This window comes from Mycobacterium sp. 1482292.6, from assembly GCF_001672995.1.
Lineage (GTDB): Bacteria > Actinomycetota > Actinomycetes > Mycobacteriales > Mycobacteriaceae > Mycobacterium > Mycobacterium europaeum_A.
In genome coordinates this window covers 1-18207 of the sequence record NZ_LZKV01000053.1, presented here as the reverse complement: position 1 = coordinate 18207, position 18207 = coordinate 1, and the positions used below count along the sequence as shown (strand labels likewise).

Below are 18207 nucleotides of genomic sequence, written 5' to 3'. Positions count from 1 at the left end.
CGGAGACCGCGCTGGCCCGCGGGGCCGCGCTGGCGTCGGCGAACGCGCCGCTGTTTGCCTCGTCGACCGCCGCGCTGGCATATGCGCAGGATCCCGGCACGGGCTCGGTCGACCAGTACTCGCTTCCCGAGTACCTCTATGTCCCGCTCGGCTCGGAACCCGGCGACGACGACCTCGCCTACAGCGCGGTGGGGGACGAGGACGCCGATTCACCGACCGTCGTCATCGAGAAGCTCTTCCTTCCCGAGGAGAGCCCGCCGAAGCGGCGGCCGGTGCTGCTGGTCGGCAGCGGGCTGGCGGTGGTCGGCATCAGCGCGGTGCTGGCGCTCGAGATCGCGTTGGCGATCGGGATCCGCAACACGGGAACCGTGGCCCTGCAGCCCACACCGGGGCAGCACCTCATCGTCCCCGAGCAGGCGCCGGCCCCGGCGCCGGTGCAGGCGTCCGAACCGCTGTCGAAGATCAGCCTGCCCGTCCCGGTGGCCGCCCCCAAGCCGCTGAGCCCGCCGGCCGCCGCGCCGTTGCCCGCGGTTGCGCCTCCGGCGGCCCCTCCGCTGCCCGCCGCCCCTCCGGTTCCCGCGGCGCCGGTCCCCGTCGTGGTCCCGCCGGTGCCGGTGCCGGTGCCGGTGCGCATCCCGGTTCCGGTTCCCGACCCCATCGACAGCCCCCCGCTGTTCGAGGCCCCGCCGCGCCTGACGATCCCGCAACCGGTGCAGCCCCAGCCGCCGGTGCATCTGCCCCAACCGCCGTCGCCCCCGCAGGTCACCGTCCCGCAGTCACCGCCGCACCAGACGCCGCCCGGCGAGGGCACCGCTCCCAAGCCGAGCGGTCCGGGTAACTACGGCGGCGGTCACTCTCCCACGCCCGGGGAGAGCGGCCCGGGTGGCTCGGGCGGTTCGGGCGGCCCCGGTGGGCATGTGCCGACGCCGGGTTCGGGTGGTCCTGGTGGGCATGTGCCGACGCCGGGTTCGGGTGGTCCTGGTGGGCATGTGCCGACGCCGGGATCCGGCGGTTTGGGCGGCGGCCACCTGCCCGCGCCCGGTAGCGGTCCGGGCGGCCTGGGTGGCGGGCATGTCCCCACGCCACCTGCGGGCGGTCCTGGCGGCGGTCTTGGCGGTGGTCACGCTCCGGCTCCCGGCGGCGGCGGTGGCTTCGGCGGCGGTCACGCCCCGGCTCCCGGCGGCGGCACATGCCCACCAGGACCACCCGAACCCGGCGTCGGCACATGCCCACCAGGACCACCCGAACCCGGCGCCCGAGTCGCCGCCGCAGCCCTCACCGCATTCCGGCGACCACCACAACCTGGACGACTGGCTGCACCGCCATCTGGGTCCTGGGATTCCGTCCCCGTAGGCCGGCCGAGGCCCGGTCCCGCGCCACCCCCGCGGCGGCGAACGAGCGTAAAATCGGGTTACTAGGGGAATAACGGTGGGGACCAAGCGATCTCTCGCGCCACCAATTCGTGCGACGAGCCCGCCCTCACCGTTATTGGCTAGCAACCGACTATTGGAGGAGCTTTGGACACCGTACTTGGTGTGTCGATGGCGCCGACGGCAGTCCGGATGGTGCTGGTCGAGGGGGAAAACGGCGACGGCGCGACCGTCGACGAAGACAATTTCGACGTCGCCGCCGCTGCCGATGCAGCAACGGTAACCGCCTCGGACCAGGTAGTTTCGGCCATCTTGGGGACCCGTCAGGGCGCGGCGGAGGGCGGCTATCAACTGGCGTCGACCGGCGTCACGTTCACCGACCCGCTCGAGGCCGCCGCGCTGCGCGACAAGCTGGCGGCCCACAAGGTCGAAAATGTGATGCTCGTCTCCGCCTTTTTGGCCGCGGCCGCGCTGGCGCAGGCGGTGGGCCACCAGACCAACTACGCGAATACGGCGCTGCTTTACATCGAGCCCGACACCGCGACGCTGGCGGTCGTCAATAGCGCCGACGGATCCGTCGCCGACGTCCAGCGGCAGGCCCTGCCCGCCGACGACGAGGCGGCCGTCGCCCAGCTGGCCGCGATGGTGTCCAGCGCGGAGAACTTGGAGACGCGCCCGGACGCCGTGTTCGTCGTCGGCTCCGGCATCGACATCCCGATGATCAAGCCCGCCCTCGAGGCGGCGACCACGCTGCCGCTGACGGCGCCCGAGGAGCCGGACACGGCCCTGGCCCGCGGCGCGGCGCTGGCGTCGGCGAACGCCCCGCTGTTCTCGTCGTCCACCGCGGCCCTGGCCTACGCGCAGGATCCCGGCACCGGCGCGATCAACCCGTTGGCCGTTGCGCCGGGCTACTTCGAAACCCCGGGTGAGGCCGGCGCGGACGGACTCGCCTACAGCGCCGTGCCCGACGATCCCGACGAGTTCTTCACCGGCTCGCAGACCGCCGCGACGGCGCTGGTCGACGCGGACTACCACGAGCGCAGCTCGTTCCGGCTGGTCGGAAGCGCGGTGGCGGCGATCTTCGTCATCGGCGTGGTGGCGCTGGTCGTGTCGTTGGCCATCGCCATCCGGCCGACGGCCAACGTGCGGCCCAGCCCGAATCAGAACGTCGTGGTGGCGCCCACCCGGCCGGCCCCGGCGCCCGCGGCTCCCGCTCCCGAGCAGGCACCCGCGCCCGCGGCACCCGCTCCGGCGCCCGAGGCGCCCGCTCCAGCTCCGGCGGCCGCCCCGGCGCCCGCTCCCGCCCCCGAGGCGCCCGCTCCGGCTCCCGCGCCGGCGGCTCCCGCACCCGTGCCGGTGCCGGAGGCTCCCGCTCCGGTGCCGGTGGCTCCGCCGCCCCCTCCGCCCGCGGTGGCGCCTATCCCGGTGCCCATCCCGCTGCCGATCCCGGGCCTTGGCGGGCCGGGCTTTGGTGGACCCCCCGGAGGCGGCTTCGGTCCGCACGGCGGCGGTGACGACGGGCCGCACGGTGGCGGCGGACACGGTGGTGGCGGCGGCGGCTTCCCCGGACTCCCCGGCGGCGGCGGTGGCCACGGCGGCGGCGGTGGCGGCTTCCCCGGCTTCGGCGGAGGTCACGGCGGTTTCGGTCGCCACTAACCCCAGCGAGCGCCTAGGGCCTGACGGCAGCCACCTGTCATCTGCCGTTTGCCTCCCGATTAGCCCTGCGATGCAGTCAGCTCATCGGGGCCGCCTACACCGGTTATATGCGATGCACCGTGTTCGGCACGGGTTACCTCGGTGCCACCCACGCGGTTGGGATGGCGGCTCTGGGACACGACGTGCTCGGGATCGACATCGACCCCGGCAAGGTGGCCAAGCTCGCCGGGGGCGACATCCCCTTCTACGAGCCAGGCCTGCGAAAGCTGTTGCAGGAGAACCTGGCCGCCGGCCGACTACGGTTCAGCACCGACTATGACGCGGCGGCCGACTTCGCCGACGTGCACTTCCTGGGCGTAGGCACCCCGCAGAAGAAGGGCGAATACGGCGCTGATCTGCGCCACGTGTATGCCGTCATCGATGCGCTGGTGCCGCGGCTGACGACCTCGGCGGTGCTGGTCGGCAAGTCGACGGTCCCGGTGGGCACCGCGGCCGAGCTCAACCAGCGGGCCGCCGGGCTGGCTCCCCAAGGGGTCGACGTCGAAATCGCTTGGAACCCGGAGTTCCTTCGCGAAGGCTACGCCGTGCAGGACACCCTCAACCCGGACCGGATCGTGCTGGGCATCAAACCGGATTCGACGCGCGCCGAGGCCGCCGTTCGCGAGCTGTACGGTCCGCTGCTCGACGCCGGGGTGCCGTTCCTGGTGACGGATCTGCAGACCGCGGAGCTGGTCAAGGTTTCCGCCAATGCCTTTCTGGCAACGAAGATTTCGTTCATCAACGCCATTTCCGAGGTGTGCGAGGCGGCCGGCGCGGACGTCAGCCTGCTGGCCGATGCGCTCGGCTACGACCCACGGATCGGACGCCAATTCCTCAATGCCGGTTTGGGGTTCGGCGGAGGCTGCCTGCCCAAGGACATCCGGGCCTTCATGGCGCGCGCCGGCGAGCTGGGCGCCGACCAGGCGCTGACGTTCCTGCGCGAGGTCGACAGCATCAACATGCGCCGCCGCACCCGAATGGTAGAACTGGCCAGCGCGGCCTGCGGCGGCTCGCTGCTGGGCGCCAACATCGCCGTCCTCGGTGCCGCCTTCAAACCCGAATCCGACGATGTGCGTGACTCACCCGCGCTCAACGTCGCGGGCCAGCTGCAGCTCAACGGGGCCGCCGTCAACGTCTATGACCCCAAGGCCCTGGACAACGCGCAGCGACTATTCCCGACGCTGAACTACGCGGTCTCGGTCGAAGAGGCCTGCGAGCGCGCCGATGCGGTGCTGGTGCTCACCGAATGGCGCCAGTTCGTCGACATGGATCCCGACGACCTGGCCGACCGGGTCCGCGCCCGCGTCATCGTGGACGGCCGCAACTGCCTGGACGCCGCCCGCTGGCAGCGGGCGGGCTGGCGGGTCTACCGCCTGGGCGCGCCGCGGCCCTAACGCCGAGCGCTGCGGGCTTTCCTTCAGCACGATACAAACGCTTGCCGGTGGTGGCATTGTCGATAGCCTCAAAAAGGCTATACCGCATGCATTTTCAAACACTTGACAGGATTGAGCGATTTGACGACGACCGCTGCCACCGAAACCAATATCGAAGTCGTTCCGCTGTCGGGCTGGACGGGGGCCGTGATCGACGGCGTCGACCTGGCCGCGCCGCTGAGCGAAGCGGAAAAGGCCGTCATCCGGTCGGCCCTGCACAGGTGGAAGGTGGTGTTCTTCCGCGACCAGGACCTCGACCACGCCGCGCACATCGCGTTCGGTGCCCAATTCGGTGAGGTCACCTCGGCCCATCCCTACGAAGGTGATTCCGCGCCCGAGGGTTTCCCGTAGATCCATACCGTGTCGCCGGCAGCCTACGACCGCCGGTACGGTTCGGAGTACCGGCATAAGGAGGGCTGGAACGGCCCCAACTGGCATGCCGATGTGACACCTCTGATCAACCCGCCGTCGCATTCGATACTGCGCGCCGAAGTGGTCCCGCCCTTCGGCGGTGACACGCTGTTCACCAATGTGGCGGCCGTCTACCAAGGCCTTTCCCCGTTGATTCGCGAATTCATCGACGGGCTGCGCGCCGAGCACCGGTTCGGCGCCACCTTGTCCTTCGAGCGCAGCGGCGCCAAGATCGGGGACCTGGTGCGCAGCAATCCGCTGGCGTCGATCCATCCGGTGGTGCGGGTGCATCCCGAGACCGGCGAGAAGGTGGTCTACGTCAATCAGTTCTTCACCCGGGAGATCGTCGACCTGTCACCCCGGGAAAGCCGGTACGTCCTGGACCTGTTGTTCGAGCAGATCGCCCGGCCGGAGTACTCGGTCCGGTTCAAGTGGGAGCCGGGAAGCGTTGCGTTCTGGGACAATCGGGCCACGCTGCACCTCGCCCCGCGCGATTACGAGCACCTGGGTCAAGAGCGGGTGCTGCACCGCATCACGCTGGTCGGCGACATCCCGGTGGGGCCCGACGGACGCCGCTCGGAGCCGCTAGAGGGCGAGTTCTTCGGGGCTGCCTGACACCCGCTCGCGGGCGTGGGCCGGTGAGCCCAGCTGCGACGCGAGCAGGCCGATAGCCGCCACGGCGGTGGTGGTCACCGCGACCGGCCACAACGCCCCGCCGTAGTGGGCCACCACCGAGGTGAGCAGCAGCGGAATGAGCCCGCCGATGATGGTGGAGCTCTGGCCGGACAACGACATTCCGGTGTAGCGCACCCGGGCGGGGAAGGACTCGGCGAGGTATTTGGGCAGCGCGCCCCAGACGACCCACAGCGGCGCGCCGATCAGCACCTCGGTTGCCAGCAGCGACGGCAGCGTCGCCGAGGCGGCCAGCACCCCCAGCAGCCCCGCAGCGGGCAGCGTCAGCAATGCGAGCAGGCCGCCGCGGATCACCTTGTCTGCGCCGTAGCGATCGGCGAGCCAACCGCCCAGTACGGTCAACGCCCAGAACACGGTGACGTGCACGGCCGAGATGCCCAGCAGCACCGAAGATGACGACAGGCCAAGGGTTTTGGTGCCGTAGCCGGTGAGGAACACGGTCTCGATGAAGAACGGGACCGTCACGCCGCCGAGATAGACCGCAAAGCAGATCAGCATCGTGCGGCCGTGCTGGCGAACCGCCTCGCGCAACGGGAACGGTGACAGCTCGCCGCTGCGCCGCAGCGCGGTGAACTCGGGTGACTCGATCACCCGCAACCGGATGAACAGGCCCACGACACCGAGCGCGAGGCCGAACAGGAACGGCACCCGCCAGCCCCACGTTACGAAGCTGTGCTCGCTGAGCGTCGAGGCCAGGATGAACAGCGATCCGGTGGCCAACCCCTGGCCCACGGCCGAGCCCGTCTGCACCAGCGATCCCCAAAAGCCGCTGCGGTGTTGGGGGCTGGTCTCGGTGACCACCAGCACCGCCCCGGCCCACTCACCGCCCAGCCCGACGCCCTGCAGGAAACGCAACAGCACCAGCAGGGCGGGCGCCGCCCAGCCGATCGCGGCGTAGCTGGGGAGCAGTCCGATCAGAAAGGACGGGATCCCCATGATCAACAGCGTGGCCACCAGCATCTTCTTGCGCCCGAGGCGATCGCCCAGGTGCCCGAACAACACGCCGCCCAGCGGCCGGGCGACGAAGCCGACGGCGAAAGTGCCAAGCGCGGCAAGCACTCCGGCCGTCGAGGAGGCGCGCGGGAAGAACAGCGGACCGAAGACCAGGGTGGCCGCGAAGCCGTAGAGGAAGAAGTCGTACCACTCCAGCACGCTGCCGGCGAGGCTGGCCAGGGCCACCCTGCGCATGCCGGGTCCGGCTTCCGCGCCGCCGGGCGGGGCCGAAAGATCGGTGCTGCCCTGCGCTGCGATCGTCATTGAGGGACTCCGATGGTCGGCCGGCCGGGTCCACGCGCAAGCGTCGTGACGGGCGAAATGAGCGGCGCGAGTGGGGCACAAAGAGACCGCAGCGACGACGATCGCCCGCGCGCCCCATCTTCGTTGCCGTGCCGGGTCCCGGTCGAGCGCAGCCCTTCCCGCCGCGGGGATCATCCGCGGCGGCCGCCCAGCTCAGCGCGGTTTCCCGCGGCCGGCGACGGTTGGAATCAGATTGAACGCAAACAATTCACCGTCGGATGCCGGCGCGCATGCCGCGCGATGTCAATTAGCTTGCCGCACAACAGGTTCAGTCGAACATGTGCGGGCGTACAGCACCGCGCGGGGGTATTCGCCGCCGTCGTCGAAGAGCTCGACGTCGACGTCGTCGAACCCGGCCGCGCGCAGCGCGTCGGCAACCGGTGCCGGATCCGGGATCTCACGGAATGGCAGGCTGGCAGCGACGTCGTCGGCGTAGTGATGCCCGGCCACATGGGGATTCAGCGAAATGTCGGCGATCACCAGCCCACGCGGGGCCAGCACCCGGCGCCATTCGGCGAAGGCCCGCCGCGGCTCGAGCACCGTCCAGATGAAGTGCCGGGCCGTCACGGCATCGAAACTGGCGTCGGCGAACGGCAGCTTCTCGGTCACGCCCTCGACGAACGTGGCCGCCACCCGGCCGTCGGCGGCCTTGGCGCGAGCGTGCGCCAACATGGCCTCGGATGCGTCGACGCCGGTCACCTGGTGGCCCAGCTCGGCCAGCAACAGCGCGACAAACCCGGTGCCCGTGGCGACGTCGAGCACGCGGGAAGCCGGCGGGATCGGACTCAGGGCGTCCGTCCACCGTCGACGTTCGGGTGCCGAGGAGATGCCGTGGGCGGCCCGCTGGTCGTATTGCGCACCCTCGCGCTCCCAGAACTCGCGAATCGCCGTGCGGGCGACCGGAAGGCTCACATTGGCGTCGGGCATGAGCACCTCTCGGGGACAAGGGCATTCGGCGGGCCGGACATCGACGACAAGTCTGCAGTGCGCGCCGGTGTCGCCGCAAGGCACGCGGGACCGCAGGGCGCGCGGCCCGGCGAGTAGCCTGACCCGCGTGGACTATGCCGGAAAATTCCTCGACGAGAACCGGGCCTTCGGGGAGCTCTTCCGCGATGTCGACGAGTCCACGCCGGTCCCCACCTGCCCGGACTGGACCCTGCGCCAGCTCTTCCGCCACGTCGGGCGCGGCGATCGCTGGGCGGCGCAGATCGTGAGTCAGCGCCTCGACAGCTACCTCGACCCCCGCACGGTGGAGGGCGGCAAGCCGCCGCCGGATCCCGCCGGTGCCATCCCGTGGCTGCACGGCGGCGCCCAGCGGCTGATCGACGCCGTCGAACTGACCGGGGTCCAAACGCCGGTCTGGACGTTTCTGGGGTCGCGCCCGGCGAACTGGTGGATCCGGCGCCGGTTGCACGAGGTCGCGGTGCATCGGGCCGACGCGGCGATCGCGCTGGGCGCCGAATACACCCTGGACGCCGAGGTGGCGGCCGACGGCATCACCGAATGGCTGGAGCGGGTGGCGATCCAGGCGGGCGCCCAGGGCGCGCCGCTTCCGCTCGAGGAGGGTGACACCCTGCACCTGCACGCCACCGATCCCGGGCTGGGGGAGGCCGGCGAATGGACGATCACCGTCGAAGACGGCCGGGTCGCCTGGTCACACCAGCACGGCAAGGGCAGCGCCGCGCTGCGCGGGGGCGCGACCGAGCTGCTGCTGGCGATCCTGCGCCGGCGGCCGCTGGCCGACACGGGCGTCGAGCTGTTCGGCGACGACGGCGTGTGGAAGCGCTGGTTGGACCGTACGCCTCTCTAGCCGCGGGGCCGCACGGTAATTTGCACACCATGACCACATCGGAGATCGCCACCGTTCTGGCATGGCATGACGCCCTCAACGCCGCGGACCTCGAGACGTTGACCGCGCTGTCCAGCGATGACATCGAGATTGGCGACGCGCACGGAGCCGCACAGGGCCACGAGGCGCTGCGCACCTGGGCCGGCTCGCACCGGGCGAGCACCCAGCTCGGCCAGCTGTACGTGCACGACGGCATCGTCGTCGCCGAACAGAAAGCGACCAGCCCCGACGGTCCGGAGGCGGCCACCAACGCGTTGGCGTTTCGCGTCGTGCGCGACCACGTCACCTCGGTGTTCCGGCACGACAGCCTGGCCTCGGCGCTGGCGGCCACCGAGCTGACCGCGTCCGACGCCGTCGAATAGGGCCGATCAAGGCATTAGGAGCTATCCATGCGCGGAATCATCCTGGCCGGCGGGTCGGGCACCCGCCTGCATCCCATCACCACGGGCATCAGCAAGCAGTTGCTGCCGGTCTACGACAAACCGATGGTCTACTACCCCCTGTCCACCCTGATGATGGCCGGCATCCGCGACATCCTGGTGATCACCACCCCGCACGACGCGGCGGGCTTCCAGCGGCTGCTGGCCGACGGCTCGCAATTCGGCGTCAACATCACCTACGTGACGCAGGAAAAACCCGACGGCCTGGCCCAGGCGTTCGTGCTGGGTGCCGACCACATCGGCAACGAGCCGGTGGCATTGGTGTTGGGCGACAACATCTTCTACGGCCCGGGCCTGGGTACCAGCCTGAGCCGCTTTCAATCCATCAGCGGCGGAGCGGTTTTCGCGTACTGGGTGGCCAACCCGTCGGCCTATGGTGTCGTCGAATTCAGCGACGACGGCAGGGCGCTGTCGCTGGAGGAGAAGCCCAAGACACCGAAATCCAATTACGCGGTGCCGGGTTTGTACTTCTACGACAACGACGTGATCGAAATCGCCAAGGGTCTCAAGAAATCGGCGCGCGGCGAGTACGAGATCACCGAGGTCAACCAGATCTACCTGAACCGGGGCCGGCTCTCGGTCGAGGTGATGGCCCGCGGCACGGCCTGGCTGGACACCGGGACGTTCGACTCGCTGCTGGATGCCAGCGACTTCGTGCGCACCCTGGAACGCCGCCAGGGCCTGAAGGTCAGCGTGCCCGAGGAAGTGGCGTGGCGGCGGGGCTGGATCACCGACGACGAGCTGGCCGAGCGCGCCCAGAGCCTGCTCAAGTCCGGCTACGGCGGCTATCTGCTGGATCTGTTGGAGCGGAGCCGATTTCAGTAGGTTTGGCCAGCACCGCGGCGATCGCCGTCGTCAGCGGTACCGACAGCGCCAACGCCATGCCGCCCACCGCGGAGCGGGCGATCTCGATGGCCACGCTCTCGCTGGTCAACACGTCGGTCAACGAGCGGTTGGCCACGCTGAACAGCAACAGCAGCGGCAGCGAACTACCCGCGTAAGCCAGCACCAGGGTGTAGACCGTGCTGGCGATGTGATCGCGCCCCACCCGAATGGCGCCGACGAAGATCGCCCGCCGGGAGCCGCCGAGGTGGGCGAGCTCGAACACCGTCGAGGCCTGGGTCACCGTCACGTCGTTGAGTACACCGAGTGACCCGATGATGAAGCCGGCCAGCAGCAGGCCGCCGATCGACACGCTGCCCAGATACGCGCTGACCGTGCTGTTCTGCTCGTCGGACAAGCCGGTCAGCTGCGCCAGTTGTATTGCCGCCCAAGATAATCCGGCGGCCAGCAGCAGGGCCGCCAGGGTGCCCAGCAGCGCGGCGCTGGTCCGCAGGTTGACCCCGTGGGCGAGGTAGATGACCGCGTACAGGATGGCCGCCGACGCGACCAGCGCCACCGGCACCGCCGGCGCGCCGTCGCGCAGCGCCGGCAGCAAAAACGTCACCAAAACCACGAACGCGACCACGATGCCCACCAGGGCCAGCAGCCCGCGCCACCGCGCCACCGCCACGATCACCACCGCGAACGCGATCGCCAAACCGGCGAGCGCCCAACCACGTTCGAAGTCGTAGAACGCGTAGCTGGTGGCGCCCTGGTCGTCGACCTGGCGGACGAGCCGAATGCGGTCGCCCACCGCGAATTTCGGCTGTCCCGGGCCGGGGGAGGACTCCAGCAGCGTCTGGGCGCCGGCGTTGGGGCCGGAGTCGATCGACACCTGGGTCAGCACGCAGCGTCCGGCGCCGGGCGGCGCCTGTTGCGGCGCGCCGGTGAGCACCTGGCTGACCGACGCGCTGCCGCAGTCGCCCATCCCGCTGGACAGCACGTGCCCGGCCTGCGTGCTCACCGCGCCGCCGGCGGCGTTCTGCAGCGGCATCGGGATGTCGACGTGCTGCCGGCTGGGCCACAACACGATCGCCCCGACGGCGACCGCGACGCCGATCGCGACCAACAACCCCACGACGATCCTGGCGGGCAACGGATCGACGGCGGACGGGCCCGGCGGCAGGCTGTGCGAGTGCGAGTGGGTCACCCGGTCGAGACTAGAGGCGCCCGCGCCGGTGCCTACGGTCGATAGCCGACCAGGAAATTGCCCAACCGCTCGATCGCGGCCGCCAGATCGCGGGCCCACGGCAGCGTCACGATGCGCAGGTGATCCGGTGCCGGCCAATTGAAGCCGGTCCCCTGGGTGACCAGAATCTTTTCCTGCAGCAGCAGATCGAGGACGAGCTGTTCGTCGTCGTCGATGTCATAGACCTCGGGGTCCAGCCGGGGGAACGCATAAAGCGCACCGGCCGGCTTGACGCAGGACACGCCCGGAATCTCGTTGAGCTTGGTCCATGCGACGTCGCGTTGCTCGAGCAACCGGCCGCCGGGCAGCACCAGGTCGTCGATGCTCTGATAGCCGCCCAGGGCCACCTGGATCGCGTGCTGCGCCGGAACATTGGGGCACAGGCGCATATTGGCCAGCAGGTTGATTCCCTCAATGAAGCTGCTGGCGTGGTCCTTGGGCCCGGTGATTGCCAGCCAGCCGGCCCGATAGCCGGCCACCCGGTAGGCCTTGGACAGGCCGTTGAAGGTCAGGCACAGCATGTCCGGCGCCAGCGTGGCGAGGTTGATGTGCTTGGCGTCGTCGTAGAGGATCTTGTCGTAGATCTCGTCGGCGAGCAGCAGCAGCTCGTGCTTGCGCGCCAGATCGACTATCTGGGTGAGGACTTCGCTGGTGTAGACCGCGCCGGTCGGGTTGTTCGGGTTGATCACTACCAGCGCCTTGGTCCGCTCGGTGATCTTGGACTCCATGTCGGCGATGTCGGGCTGCCAGCCCTGCGTCTCGTCGCACAGGTAGTGCACGGGCGTGCCGCCCGCCAGGGAGGTCGACGCCGTCCACAGCGGGTAGTCGGGCGACGGGATCAGCACCTCGTCGCCGTTGTCGAGCAGGGCCTGCAGGGTCATGGTGATCAGCTCGGACACCCCGTTACCCAGATAGACGTCGTCGACGTCGAAGCGGGGAAATCCGTCGACCAACTCGTAGCGGGTCACCACGGCCCGGCGGGCGGGCAGGATGCCCTGCGAGTCGGAGTAGCCCTGGGCGTACGGCAGGGCCTGGATCATGTCGCGCATGATCACGTCGGGCGCCTCGAAGCCGAACGGCGCCGGGTTGCCGATGTTGAGCTTGAGGATGCGATGCCCCTCGGCCTCCAGCCGCGCGGCCTGGGCGTGCACCGGCCCGCGGATCTCGTACAGGACGTCCTGGAGCTTCGACGACTGCGCAAAACTGCGTTGCGGCCGGTGATGAGCCGACGCGTGCAGGGGCAGGTGATGGGTGGTCACACCACTAATGGTGCCATCACTGTCCACTGAAATTTGCTGTCACGCGGCAAAGACGCAGGTCAGCGCTTGCCCGGGGGACGCGCCCCACGGGCGATGCCCAGGCCTTTGACCGGTGGCTGCGACGGTGCGTCGTCGCCGTTGGTCTCCTTTGCCGGCTCCGCTTTCGGCGCCGGCTCGGCTTCGGCCTTGGGAGGCTCCGCCTTGGGCGCTTCCGCTTCAGGGGCTTCCGCCTTGGGGGCCTCGGCCTTCGGCGCCGCCGGTGCCGCCTTCTTGGCGCCGGGCCGCTTGGCGCCCGCGGCGATGCCCAGGCCCTTGACCGGCGCCGCGGGTGCCTTGGCTTCGACCTTGGTCTGGGTCTCGGCTTCGGGGGCCGCTTCCGAGGTGGCTTCGGCCTTGGGCGCCTCGGCCTTGGCGGCGGCCGGTGCCGCCTTCTTGGCGCCGGGTCGCTTGGCGCCCGCGGCCAGCCCCAGGCCCTTGACCGGGGCGGCGGGTGCCTTGGCTTCGCCGCCTTCGGCCGGTGCCTCGGTCTTGGCGGCCTCGGCGGCCGGTGCGGCCTTCTTCGCGCCGGGTCGCTTGGCGCCGCCGGCGATGCCCAGCCCCTTCACGGGTGCGGCGGTGTCCGCCTTGGCCTCTGCGGCCGGTGCGGCCGCCGCCTTCTTGGCGCCCGGCTTCTTCGCCCCGCCGGCGATGCCCAGCCCCTTGGCGGGTGCGGCCGCGGTCTGCGCCTTCGGGGCCGGCTCGGCGGGTGCGTCCTCGGCGGGTGCCTCCTCGGCCGGTGCCTCGGCGGGGGCGGTCGCGGTGGCCGTCGAGGCCTTGGGCGCCTCGGCCGCGCGCGCTTCGGCCCTTTCGGAGGCCTCCTTGGCGGCCGTGCCCTTCTCCGGCAGCGTCGCCTTGTCGTACTCGAGGGATCCCAGCAGGATCTGCGCGACATCGAGCACCTCGACACCGCTGCGGCCGGCCTCTTCCTGACGGTCGTTGACACCGTCGGTGACCATCACTCGGCAGAAGGGGCAGCCGGTGGCGATGGTGGCGGCCCCGGTGGCCAGCGCCTCGTCGACGCGTTCGTGGTTGATGCGCTTGCCGATGTGCTCTTCCATCCACATCCGCGCGCCGCCGGCGCCGCAGCAGAAGCTGCGCTCGGCATGGCGTGGCATCTCGGTCAGGTTCGCCCCCGCGGCCCCGATCAGCTCACGCGGCGCCTCGTAGACCTTGTTGTGCCGGCCCAGGTAGCAGGGGTCGTGATAGGTGATGTCCTGGGACACCGGGGTTACCGGCACCAGCTTGTTGTCCCGGATCAGGCGGTTGAGCAGCTGGGTGTGGTGCAGCACCGAGTAGTTCGCGCCGAGCTGGCGGTACTCGCGGCCCAGGGTGTTGAAGCAGTGCGGGCAGGTGACGACGATCTTGCGGTCGACGGTTTCCACGCCCTCGAACAGTCCGTCCAGCGTCTCGACGGCCTGCTGGGCGAGCTGCTGGAACAGAAACTCGTTGCCCGAGCGGCGCGCGGAGTCGCCGTTGCAGGTCTCGCCGGTGCCGAGCACCAGGTACTTCACCCCGGCGATGGCCAGCAGCTCGGCGACGGCCTTGGTGGTCTTCTTGGCCTTGTCGTCGTAGGCGCCGGCGCAACCCACCCAGAACAGGTACTCGTAGCCGTCGAAGCTGTCGACGTCCTCGCCGTAGACCGGCACGTCGAAGTCGACCTCGTCGATCCAGCTGGTGCGGTCCGACGCGTTCTGGCCCCACGGGTTGCCCTTGGTTTCCAGGTTCTTGAACAGCACCGACAGCTCCGAGGGGAACTCGGATTCCATCATCACCTGGTAGCGGCGCATGTCGATGATGTGATCGACATGCTCGATGTCCACCGGGCACTGCTCGACGCAGGCGCCGCAGGACACGCAGGACCACAGCACGTCGGGGTCGATGACGCCGCCCTGTTCCTCGGTGCCGACCAGCGGCCGGGTGGCCTGCTCGGGGCCGGACCCCATGACGCGGCCGAAGCCCGACTCGGGCACGTGGTGGACCTCGGCGTGCTTCTCGCCGGACAGCTTCTCGCCGACTCCGCCCTCCGGTGTGCTCTCGAGCGGGCTCTCCTTGTCACCGAGGATGTAGGGCGCCTTGGCCATCCAGTGGTCGCGCAGGTCCATGATGACGAGCTTGGGCGACAGCGGCTTGCCGGTGTTCCACGCCGGGCACTGGGACTGGCAGCGCCCGCACTCGGTACAAGTGGCGAAGTCCAGCATGGCCTTCCAGCTGAAGTCCTCGATCTTGCCGCGGCCGAATTCGGCGTCGTCCGGCGGGTTTTCGAAGTCGATCGGCTTGCCGCCGTGCTCCAGCGGCAGCAGCGGGCCCAGGCCGTTGGGCAGCCGCTTGAAGATGACGTTGATGGGCGCCGTGAAGATGTGCATGTGCTTGGAGTGCAGCACGATGATCAGGAACGCCAACATGACCAAGATGTGCAGCAGCAGCGCCGTCGTCTCGATGATCTCGTTGGCGGGCTGACCCAGCGGGCGCAGGATGGCGCCGAACAGCTGTGACAGGAAGGCGCCGTTGCCGTAGGGCAGCGTGCCGTTGTTGACCGCGGCTCCGCGCACGAACACGTAGGTGAAGACGACGTTGAAGATCATGAACAGCACCAGCCAGGCACCGCCGGTGTGCGAGCCGTAGAACCGTGACTGACGTCCGATCTCCTTCGGGCTGCGCATCAACCGGATGATGGCGAAGGTGACGATGCCGAGGAAGACCGCGGTCGCGAAGAAGTCCTGCAGGAAGCCCAGCACGTCCCAGCGACCGATGATCGGGATGTGGAAGTTGTCCTGGAACAGCAGCCCGTAGGCCTCGATGTAGACCGTGAGCAGGATGAAGAATCCCCACATGGTGAAGAAGTGCGCCAGGCCGGGGATCGACCACTTCAACAGCTTGCGCTGACCGAACACCTCGGAGACCTCGGCCCACACGCGTTTGGCCGGCTCGTCGGTGTGTCCCGGGGCCGGCTTGCCGGACGTGATCAGCTTGAACAGCCACAGGACACGCCGTGCGGCGAGTGCGGCCACGACCAGCGTCATGCCCATGCCCACGATCAGCCTGATGAGCATCTGCGTTGTCACAGAAGGTCTCCCCAATGCATAGATAAATTCGGCCTGTGCTTATTTGCCTGCTTAAGCCCCGCTCATAGTTACATCTCCGCGGCTTTCAGCGCGAGAAAGGCTGCCCTAACTTGGCAGTTCACCGGTGCCTCTGGCCTGCTGATTAGTACCCACTCACCCAATGTGACGCCTGTCGAAGTGATGAGCGCCACCAAATTTCGCTAATTGACCTTTTGCCGGGGGTCTTTGGCGGCCCGGGCGTAATTCGGCTCGTCAGTGCCCGAACGGCGGTTGAAAGATGGGCGGGAACGGCCGCGTGCGGGTGGTCGTCGGCGCCGCGGTGGTGGTCGCCTGCGACGTCGTGGTGGGCGGCGCGGTGGTGGTCGTCGTGCTCGGCGGCGCCGTCGTCGTGGTGGTCGTCGACGGCTCCGGCGCGGGCGTCGTGGTGGTGGCCGGCGCCTCGGTGGGCGGCGGCGGGGGCGCGGGGATCACCGTGACGGTGGTGCTGTCGTTGGGTCCGGTGATGGTGACCGTTTGCGGCGGTGCCGGGCTGGTCGAAGTCCCCGGGGTGACGGGGGTGGACTTGGTGAGCAACAGGTTGATCGCCAAGATCAGGGCCACCAGCACGGCCGCGCCCGCTCCGGCCACGCTCAACACCAGCGCCGTGCGTTTGTACCAGGGCAGCCGCCCCTGGGCGGTGGCGTAGCGGCTGCCGGTCGCGTCGTCGAATTCCCTTGCCTCGTTGGCGTACTCGCCGGTGGCGTCGCGCCCGGTGTAGGGCACCGGCTCGTCGTTGTCGGCGTCTTGCGACCACGCCAGGGCGTCGTCGACGTCAGTGGCTTGGGCGGCCCAGGCGGCCTGGGTCATGTCGAGCCCGGCGTTGCCGACCATTTCCGTCGGTGTTTCCACCGCCGCGGCCGCGGCGGTCGGGGCGACGCCCGACGCGTAGTGCGGGCCGAGCACCGCCGCGCCGAGGGCGGCGCTGAGCGCGGGCTGCGCGGTGCTGTGCACCGGCACCCCGAAGCGCTGCGACAATCGCGCTTTGAGCAGCGGGATGTTCGCGCCACCGCCGGCGATCGCCACGGCGCTCAGCCCGGCGTTCGCAATTCCGTTGCGGCGCAACGACTCGTCGACCGACGTGAGGAACCGGTCCAGCGGTGCGGCGAGCAGTTGCTCGAATTCGGTGCGGGTCAGCTGGGCGCCGTCGCCCGAAGCCCCGGCGATCGTGCCCACCGCGGCCGTCGAGAGTTGCTCCTTGGCGCGCCGGCAGGCGCCGAGCAGGCGCGCCTGCGACCCGACCCGTGCTGCCCCGCCGAGCATGGCGGTGCTGACGTCGGAGGCCAGCAGGTGATCGAGGATCAGCTGATCGATCGCATCGCCGGAGAAGTCGGTGTTCCGCGCGGCAGGGCCGACGGGCGCAAAGCCGGCCTTGGCATCCATCAGCGTGACGGTGGTGCCGCCGGCGCCGAAGTCGCACAGGGCGATTACGCCGTCGGCCCCGAATCCCGGAGTGCCGCGCAGCGCCGCGAGCGCGGCCGTGGCGTCGGAAACCAGCATCGGTGCCACCCCGCCGCGCGCCAGATCCGACTGGGCGAAGAACTCCTCCCGCAGCGCCGCGAACTGGGCGTCGGACCAGTAGGCGGGCACCGCGATGGTGATCGGTGAACCGTAGCCGACCGCCCGGGCCATCGCTTCGATCGCCTCGACCGTCAACGCCGCGCCCAGGTACTTGGTGCCGTCGGCCGCCACCAATGGCGCCCGGTCACCGACGCGTTCGACGAACCCTCGCAGCACCAGGCCGGGTTCGGTCAGGTTCGGGTTTTCTTCCGGCAGGCCGACTTCGGTGGGCCGCTGCTCGAACAGGGTCAGCACCGAGCTGCGGGTGATCGGAGCGCTGCCCGCGCGGGCCGCTACCAATTTGGCCACGCCGATCGATAGGCCGAGCGACTCGCTCATGTCCCGCACCCCTGTGTCAGTCGTCCCGTTGCCGTCGCACGGTGGTCCTCACCGTAGCGACCGTGGATTGCAGCGAGTGTAGGGCTTCTCCGGCGCGCTGCCATGGAACCGTGACGGGGCTCGCCACGACTCGCTAACGCAGGCCCGGTGGCACGGTGACCGGATTCGGCACCCCCGGAACGGTGATTACCGGCGGCAGCTGCGGCAGATGGTGGCGATGCGAGGGCTGCTGGGTCTGTCCCCCGGTGGGCTGCTGTTGCGTCGGCTGCTGCGCCGGCGGCTCTTGGGCGCTGCTGCCGGGCGAGGACGTGGTGGTGGCGGTCGTGGTGGTCGTCGGCGTCGTCGTGGTCGTGGTGGTGGTCGGCGTCGTGCTCGTCGTCGTGTTGGGGCCGTGGCCACCGGTCTGCCCGTGGATGAGTTCGATGACGCCGAAGATGATGAGCCCGATCAGGACCACGACGGAGACCAGCCAGGCGATCAGCATCGCCGGCTTGCGATACCAGGGGGTCGGCTCGCTCTCCTGGTCAAACGGGTCGCCGCCGTCGGCCTGCTCGGACCCCTGCGGCGGGTGCGGCGGGGGGCCGACGTCAACCGGTGATGCCGCCTTGCGGGGACCGACGGGAACCGAGATGCGGTGGTAATTGGCCTCGGCGG

Annotated in this window: 12 protein-coding genes and 2 pseudogenes; 7 read left to right on the top strand and 7 right to left on the bottom strand. The window is 69.8% G+C overall.

What is annotated here, in order from left to right:
- From A5624_RS27195 to A5624_RS04840, 4 genes and pseudogenes are all read left to right on the top strand, one after another.
- Nucleotides 1-1418 (top strand): annotated as a pseudogene (locus A5624_RS27195) (hypothetical protein); the annotation flags it as partial.
- 123 nt (nucleotides 1419-1541) lie between these two features.
- A complete protein-coding gene (locus tag A5624_RS04850; protein ID WP_231997722.1) occupies nucleotides 1542-3026 on the top strand; it encodes a hypothetical protein in 1485 nt (494 codons plus the stop codon).
- Nucleotides 3027-3133: 107 nt separating this feature from the next.
- Nucleotides 3134-4459: a UDP-glucose/GDP-mannose dehydrogenase family protein gene (locus tag A5624_RS04845; RefSeq protein ID WP_066862380.1), complete on the top strand. Its 1326-nt coding sequence runs from the start codon at nucleotides 3134-3136 to the stop codon at nucleotides 4457-4459.
- Nucleotides 4460-4579: 120 nt separating this feature from the next.
- Nucleotides 4580-5524 (top strand): annotated as a pseudogene (locus A5624_RS04840) (TauD/TfdA dioxygenase family protein).
- Here the strand turns inward: A5624_RS04840 and A5624_RS04835 are convergent.
- Nucleotides 5495-6859, bottom strand: a complete 1365-nt coding sequence (locus A5624_RS04835) for an MFS transporter (protein WP_066862377.1) — start codon at nucleotides 6857-6859, stop codon at nucleotides 5495-5497. The pseudogene A5624_RS04840 and the gene A5624_RS04835 sit on opposite strands and share 30 nt — an antisense overlap.
- Nucleotides 6860-7141: 282 nt before the next feature.
- Nucleotides 7142-7825: a class I SAM-dependent methyltransferase gene (locus A5624_RS04830; protein ID WP_066862400.1), complete on the bottom strand. Its 684-nt coding sequence runs from the start codon at nucleotides 7823-7825 to the stop codon at nucleotides 7142-7144.
- 127 nt (nucleotides 7826-7952) lie between these two features.
- On the opposite strand from A5624_RS04830, the gene A5624_RS04825 reads away from it, so the two are divergent.
- From A5624_RS04825 to rfbA, 3 genes are read left to right on the top strand one after another with little or no spacing between them, the layout of a single operon-like run.
- Nucleotides 7953-8708 carry a maleylpyruvate isomerase family mycothiol-dependent enzyme gene (locus A5624_RS04825; RefSeq protein WP_066862397.1) on the top strand — a complete coding sequence of 252 codons (756 nt, stop codon included), beginning with the start codon at nucleotides 7953-7955 and terminating at the stop codon, nucleotides 8706-8708.
- A 29-nt stretch (nucleotides 8709-8737) separates the two neighbouring features.
- On the top strand, nucleotides 8738-9109 hold the full coding sequence (locus A5624_RS04820; protein WP_066862372.1) for a nuclear transport factor 2 family protein: 372 nt from the start codon (nucleotides 8738-8740) through the stop codon (nucleotides 9107-9109).
- 27 nt (nucleotides 9110-9136) lie between these two features.
- A complete protein-coding gene (rfbA, locus tag A5624_RS04815) occupies nucleotides 9137-10012 on the top strand; it encodes a glucose-1-phosphate thymidylyltransferase RfbA (RefSeq protein WP_066862368.1) in 876 nt (291 codons plus the stop codon).
- Here the strand turns inward: rfbA and A5624_RS04810 are convergent.
- From A5624_RS04810 to A5624_RS28470, 5 genes are all read right to left on the bottom strand, one after another.
- Complete coding sequence (locus tag A5624_RS04810; RefSeq protein ID WP_066862365.1) at nucleotides 9954-11219, bottom strand: YibE/F family protein; 1266 nt, start codon at nucleotides 11217-11219, stop codon at nucleotides 9954-9956. The genes rfbA and A5624_RS04810 overlap by 59 nt on opposite strands.
- Before the next feature lie 32 nt (nucleotides 11220-11251).
- Nucleotides 11252-12544 (bottom strand): pyridoxal phosphate-dependent aminotransferase, encoded by a 1293-nt coding sequence (locus A5624_RS04805; protein WP_066862361.1) that lies wholly within the window; start codon nucleotides 12542-12544, stop codon nucleotides 11252-11254.
- A gap of 32 nt (nucleotides 12545-12576) precedes the next feature.
- The gene (locus tag A5624_RS04800; RefSeq protein ID WP_066862358.1) at nucleotides 12577-15618 is read right to left on the bottom strand and encodes a (Fe-S)-binding protein; all 3042 of its coding nucleotides are present in this window, start codon (nucleotides 15616-15618) and stop codon (nucleotides 12577-12579) included.
- 252 nt (nucleotides 15619-15870) lie between these two features.
- Nucleotides 15871-17553 carry an Hsp70 family protein gene (locus A5624_RS04795; protein WP_066862355.1) on the bottom strand — a complete coding sequence of 561 codons (1683 nt, stop codon included), beginning with the start codon at nucleotides 17551-17553 and terminating at the stop codon, nucleotides 15871-15873.
- A 133-nt stretch (nucleotides 17554-17686) separates the two neighbouring features.
- Nucleotides 17687-18184 (bottom strand): hypothetical protein, encoded by a 498-nt coding sequence (locus A5624_RS28470; protein WP_066862394.1) that lies wholly within the window; start codon nucleotides 18182-18184, stop codon nucleotides 17687-17689.
- Nucleotides 18185-18207: the final 23 nt, after the last annotated feature.

Coding starts and splice junctions, on each gene's coding strand:
- A5624_RS04850 (WP_231997722.1), top strand. CDS start 1,542: ATGGCGCCGACGGCAGTCCGGATGGTGCTGGTCGAGGGGGAAAACGGC.
- A5624_RS04845 (WP_066862380.1), top strand. CDS start 3,134: ATGCGATGCACCGTGTTCGGCACGGGTTACCTCGGTGCCACCCACGCG.
- A5624_RS04835 (WP_066862377.1), bottom strand. CDS start 6,859: ATGACGATCGCAGCGCAGGGCAGCACCGATCTTTCGGCCCCGCCCGGC.
- A5624_RS04830 (WP_066862400.1), bottom strand. CDS start 7,825: ATGCCCGACGCCAATGTGAGCCTTCCGGTCGCCCGCACGGCGATTCGC.
- A5624_RS04820 (WP_066862372.1), top strand. CDS start 8,738: ATGACCACATCGGAGATCGCCACCGTTCTGGCATGGCATGACGCCCTC.
- rfbA (WP_066862368.1), top strand. CDS start 9,137: ATGCGCGGAATCATCCTGGCCGGCGGGTCGGGCACCCGCCTGCATCCC.
- A5624_RS04795 (WP_066862355.1), bottom strand. CDS start 17,553: ATGAGCGAGTCGCTCGGCCTATCGATCGGCGTGGCCAAATTGGTAGCG.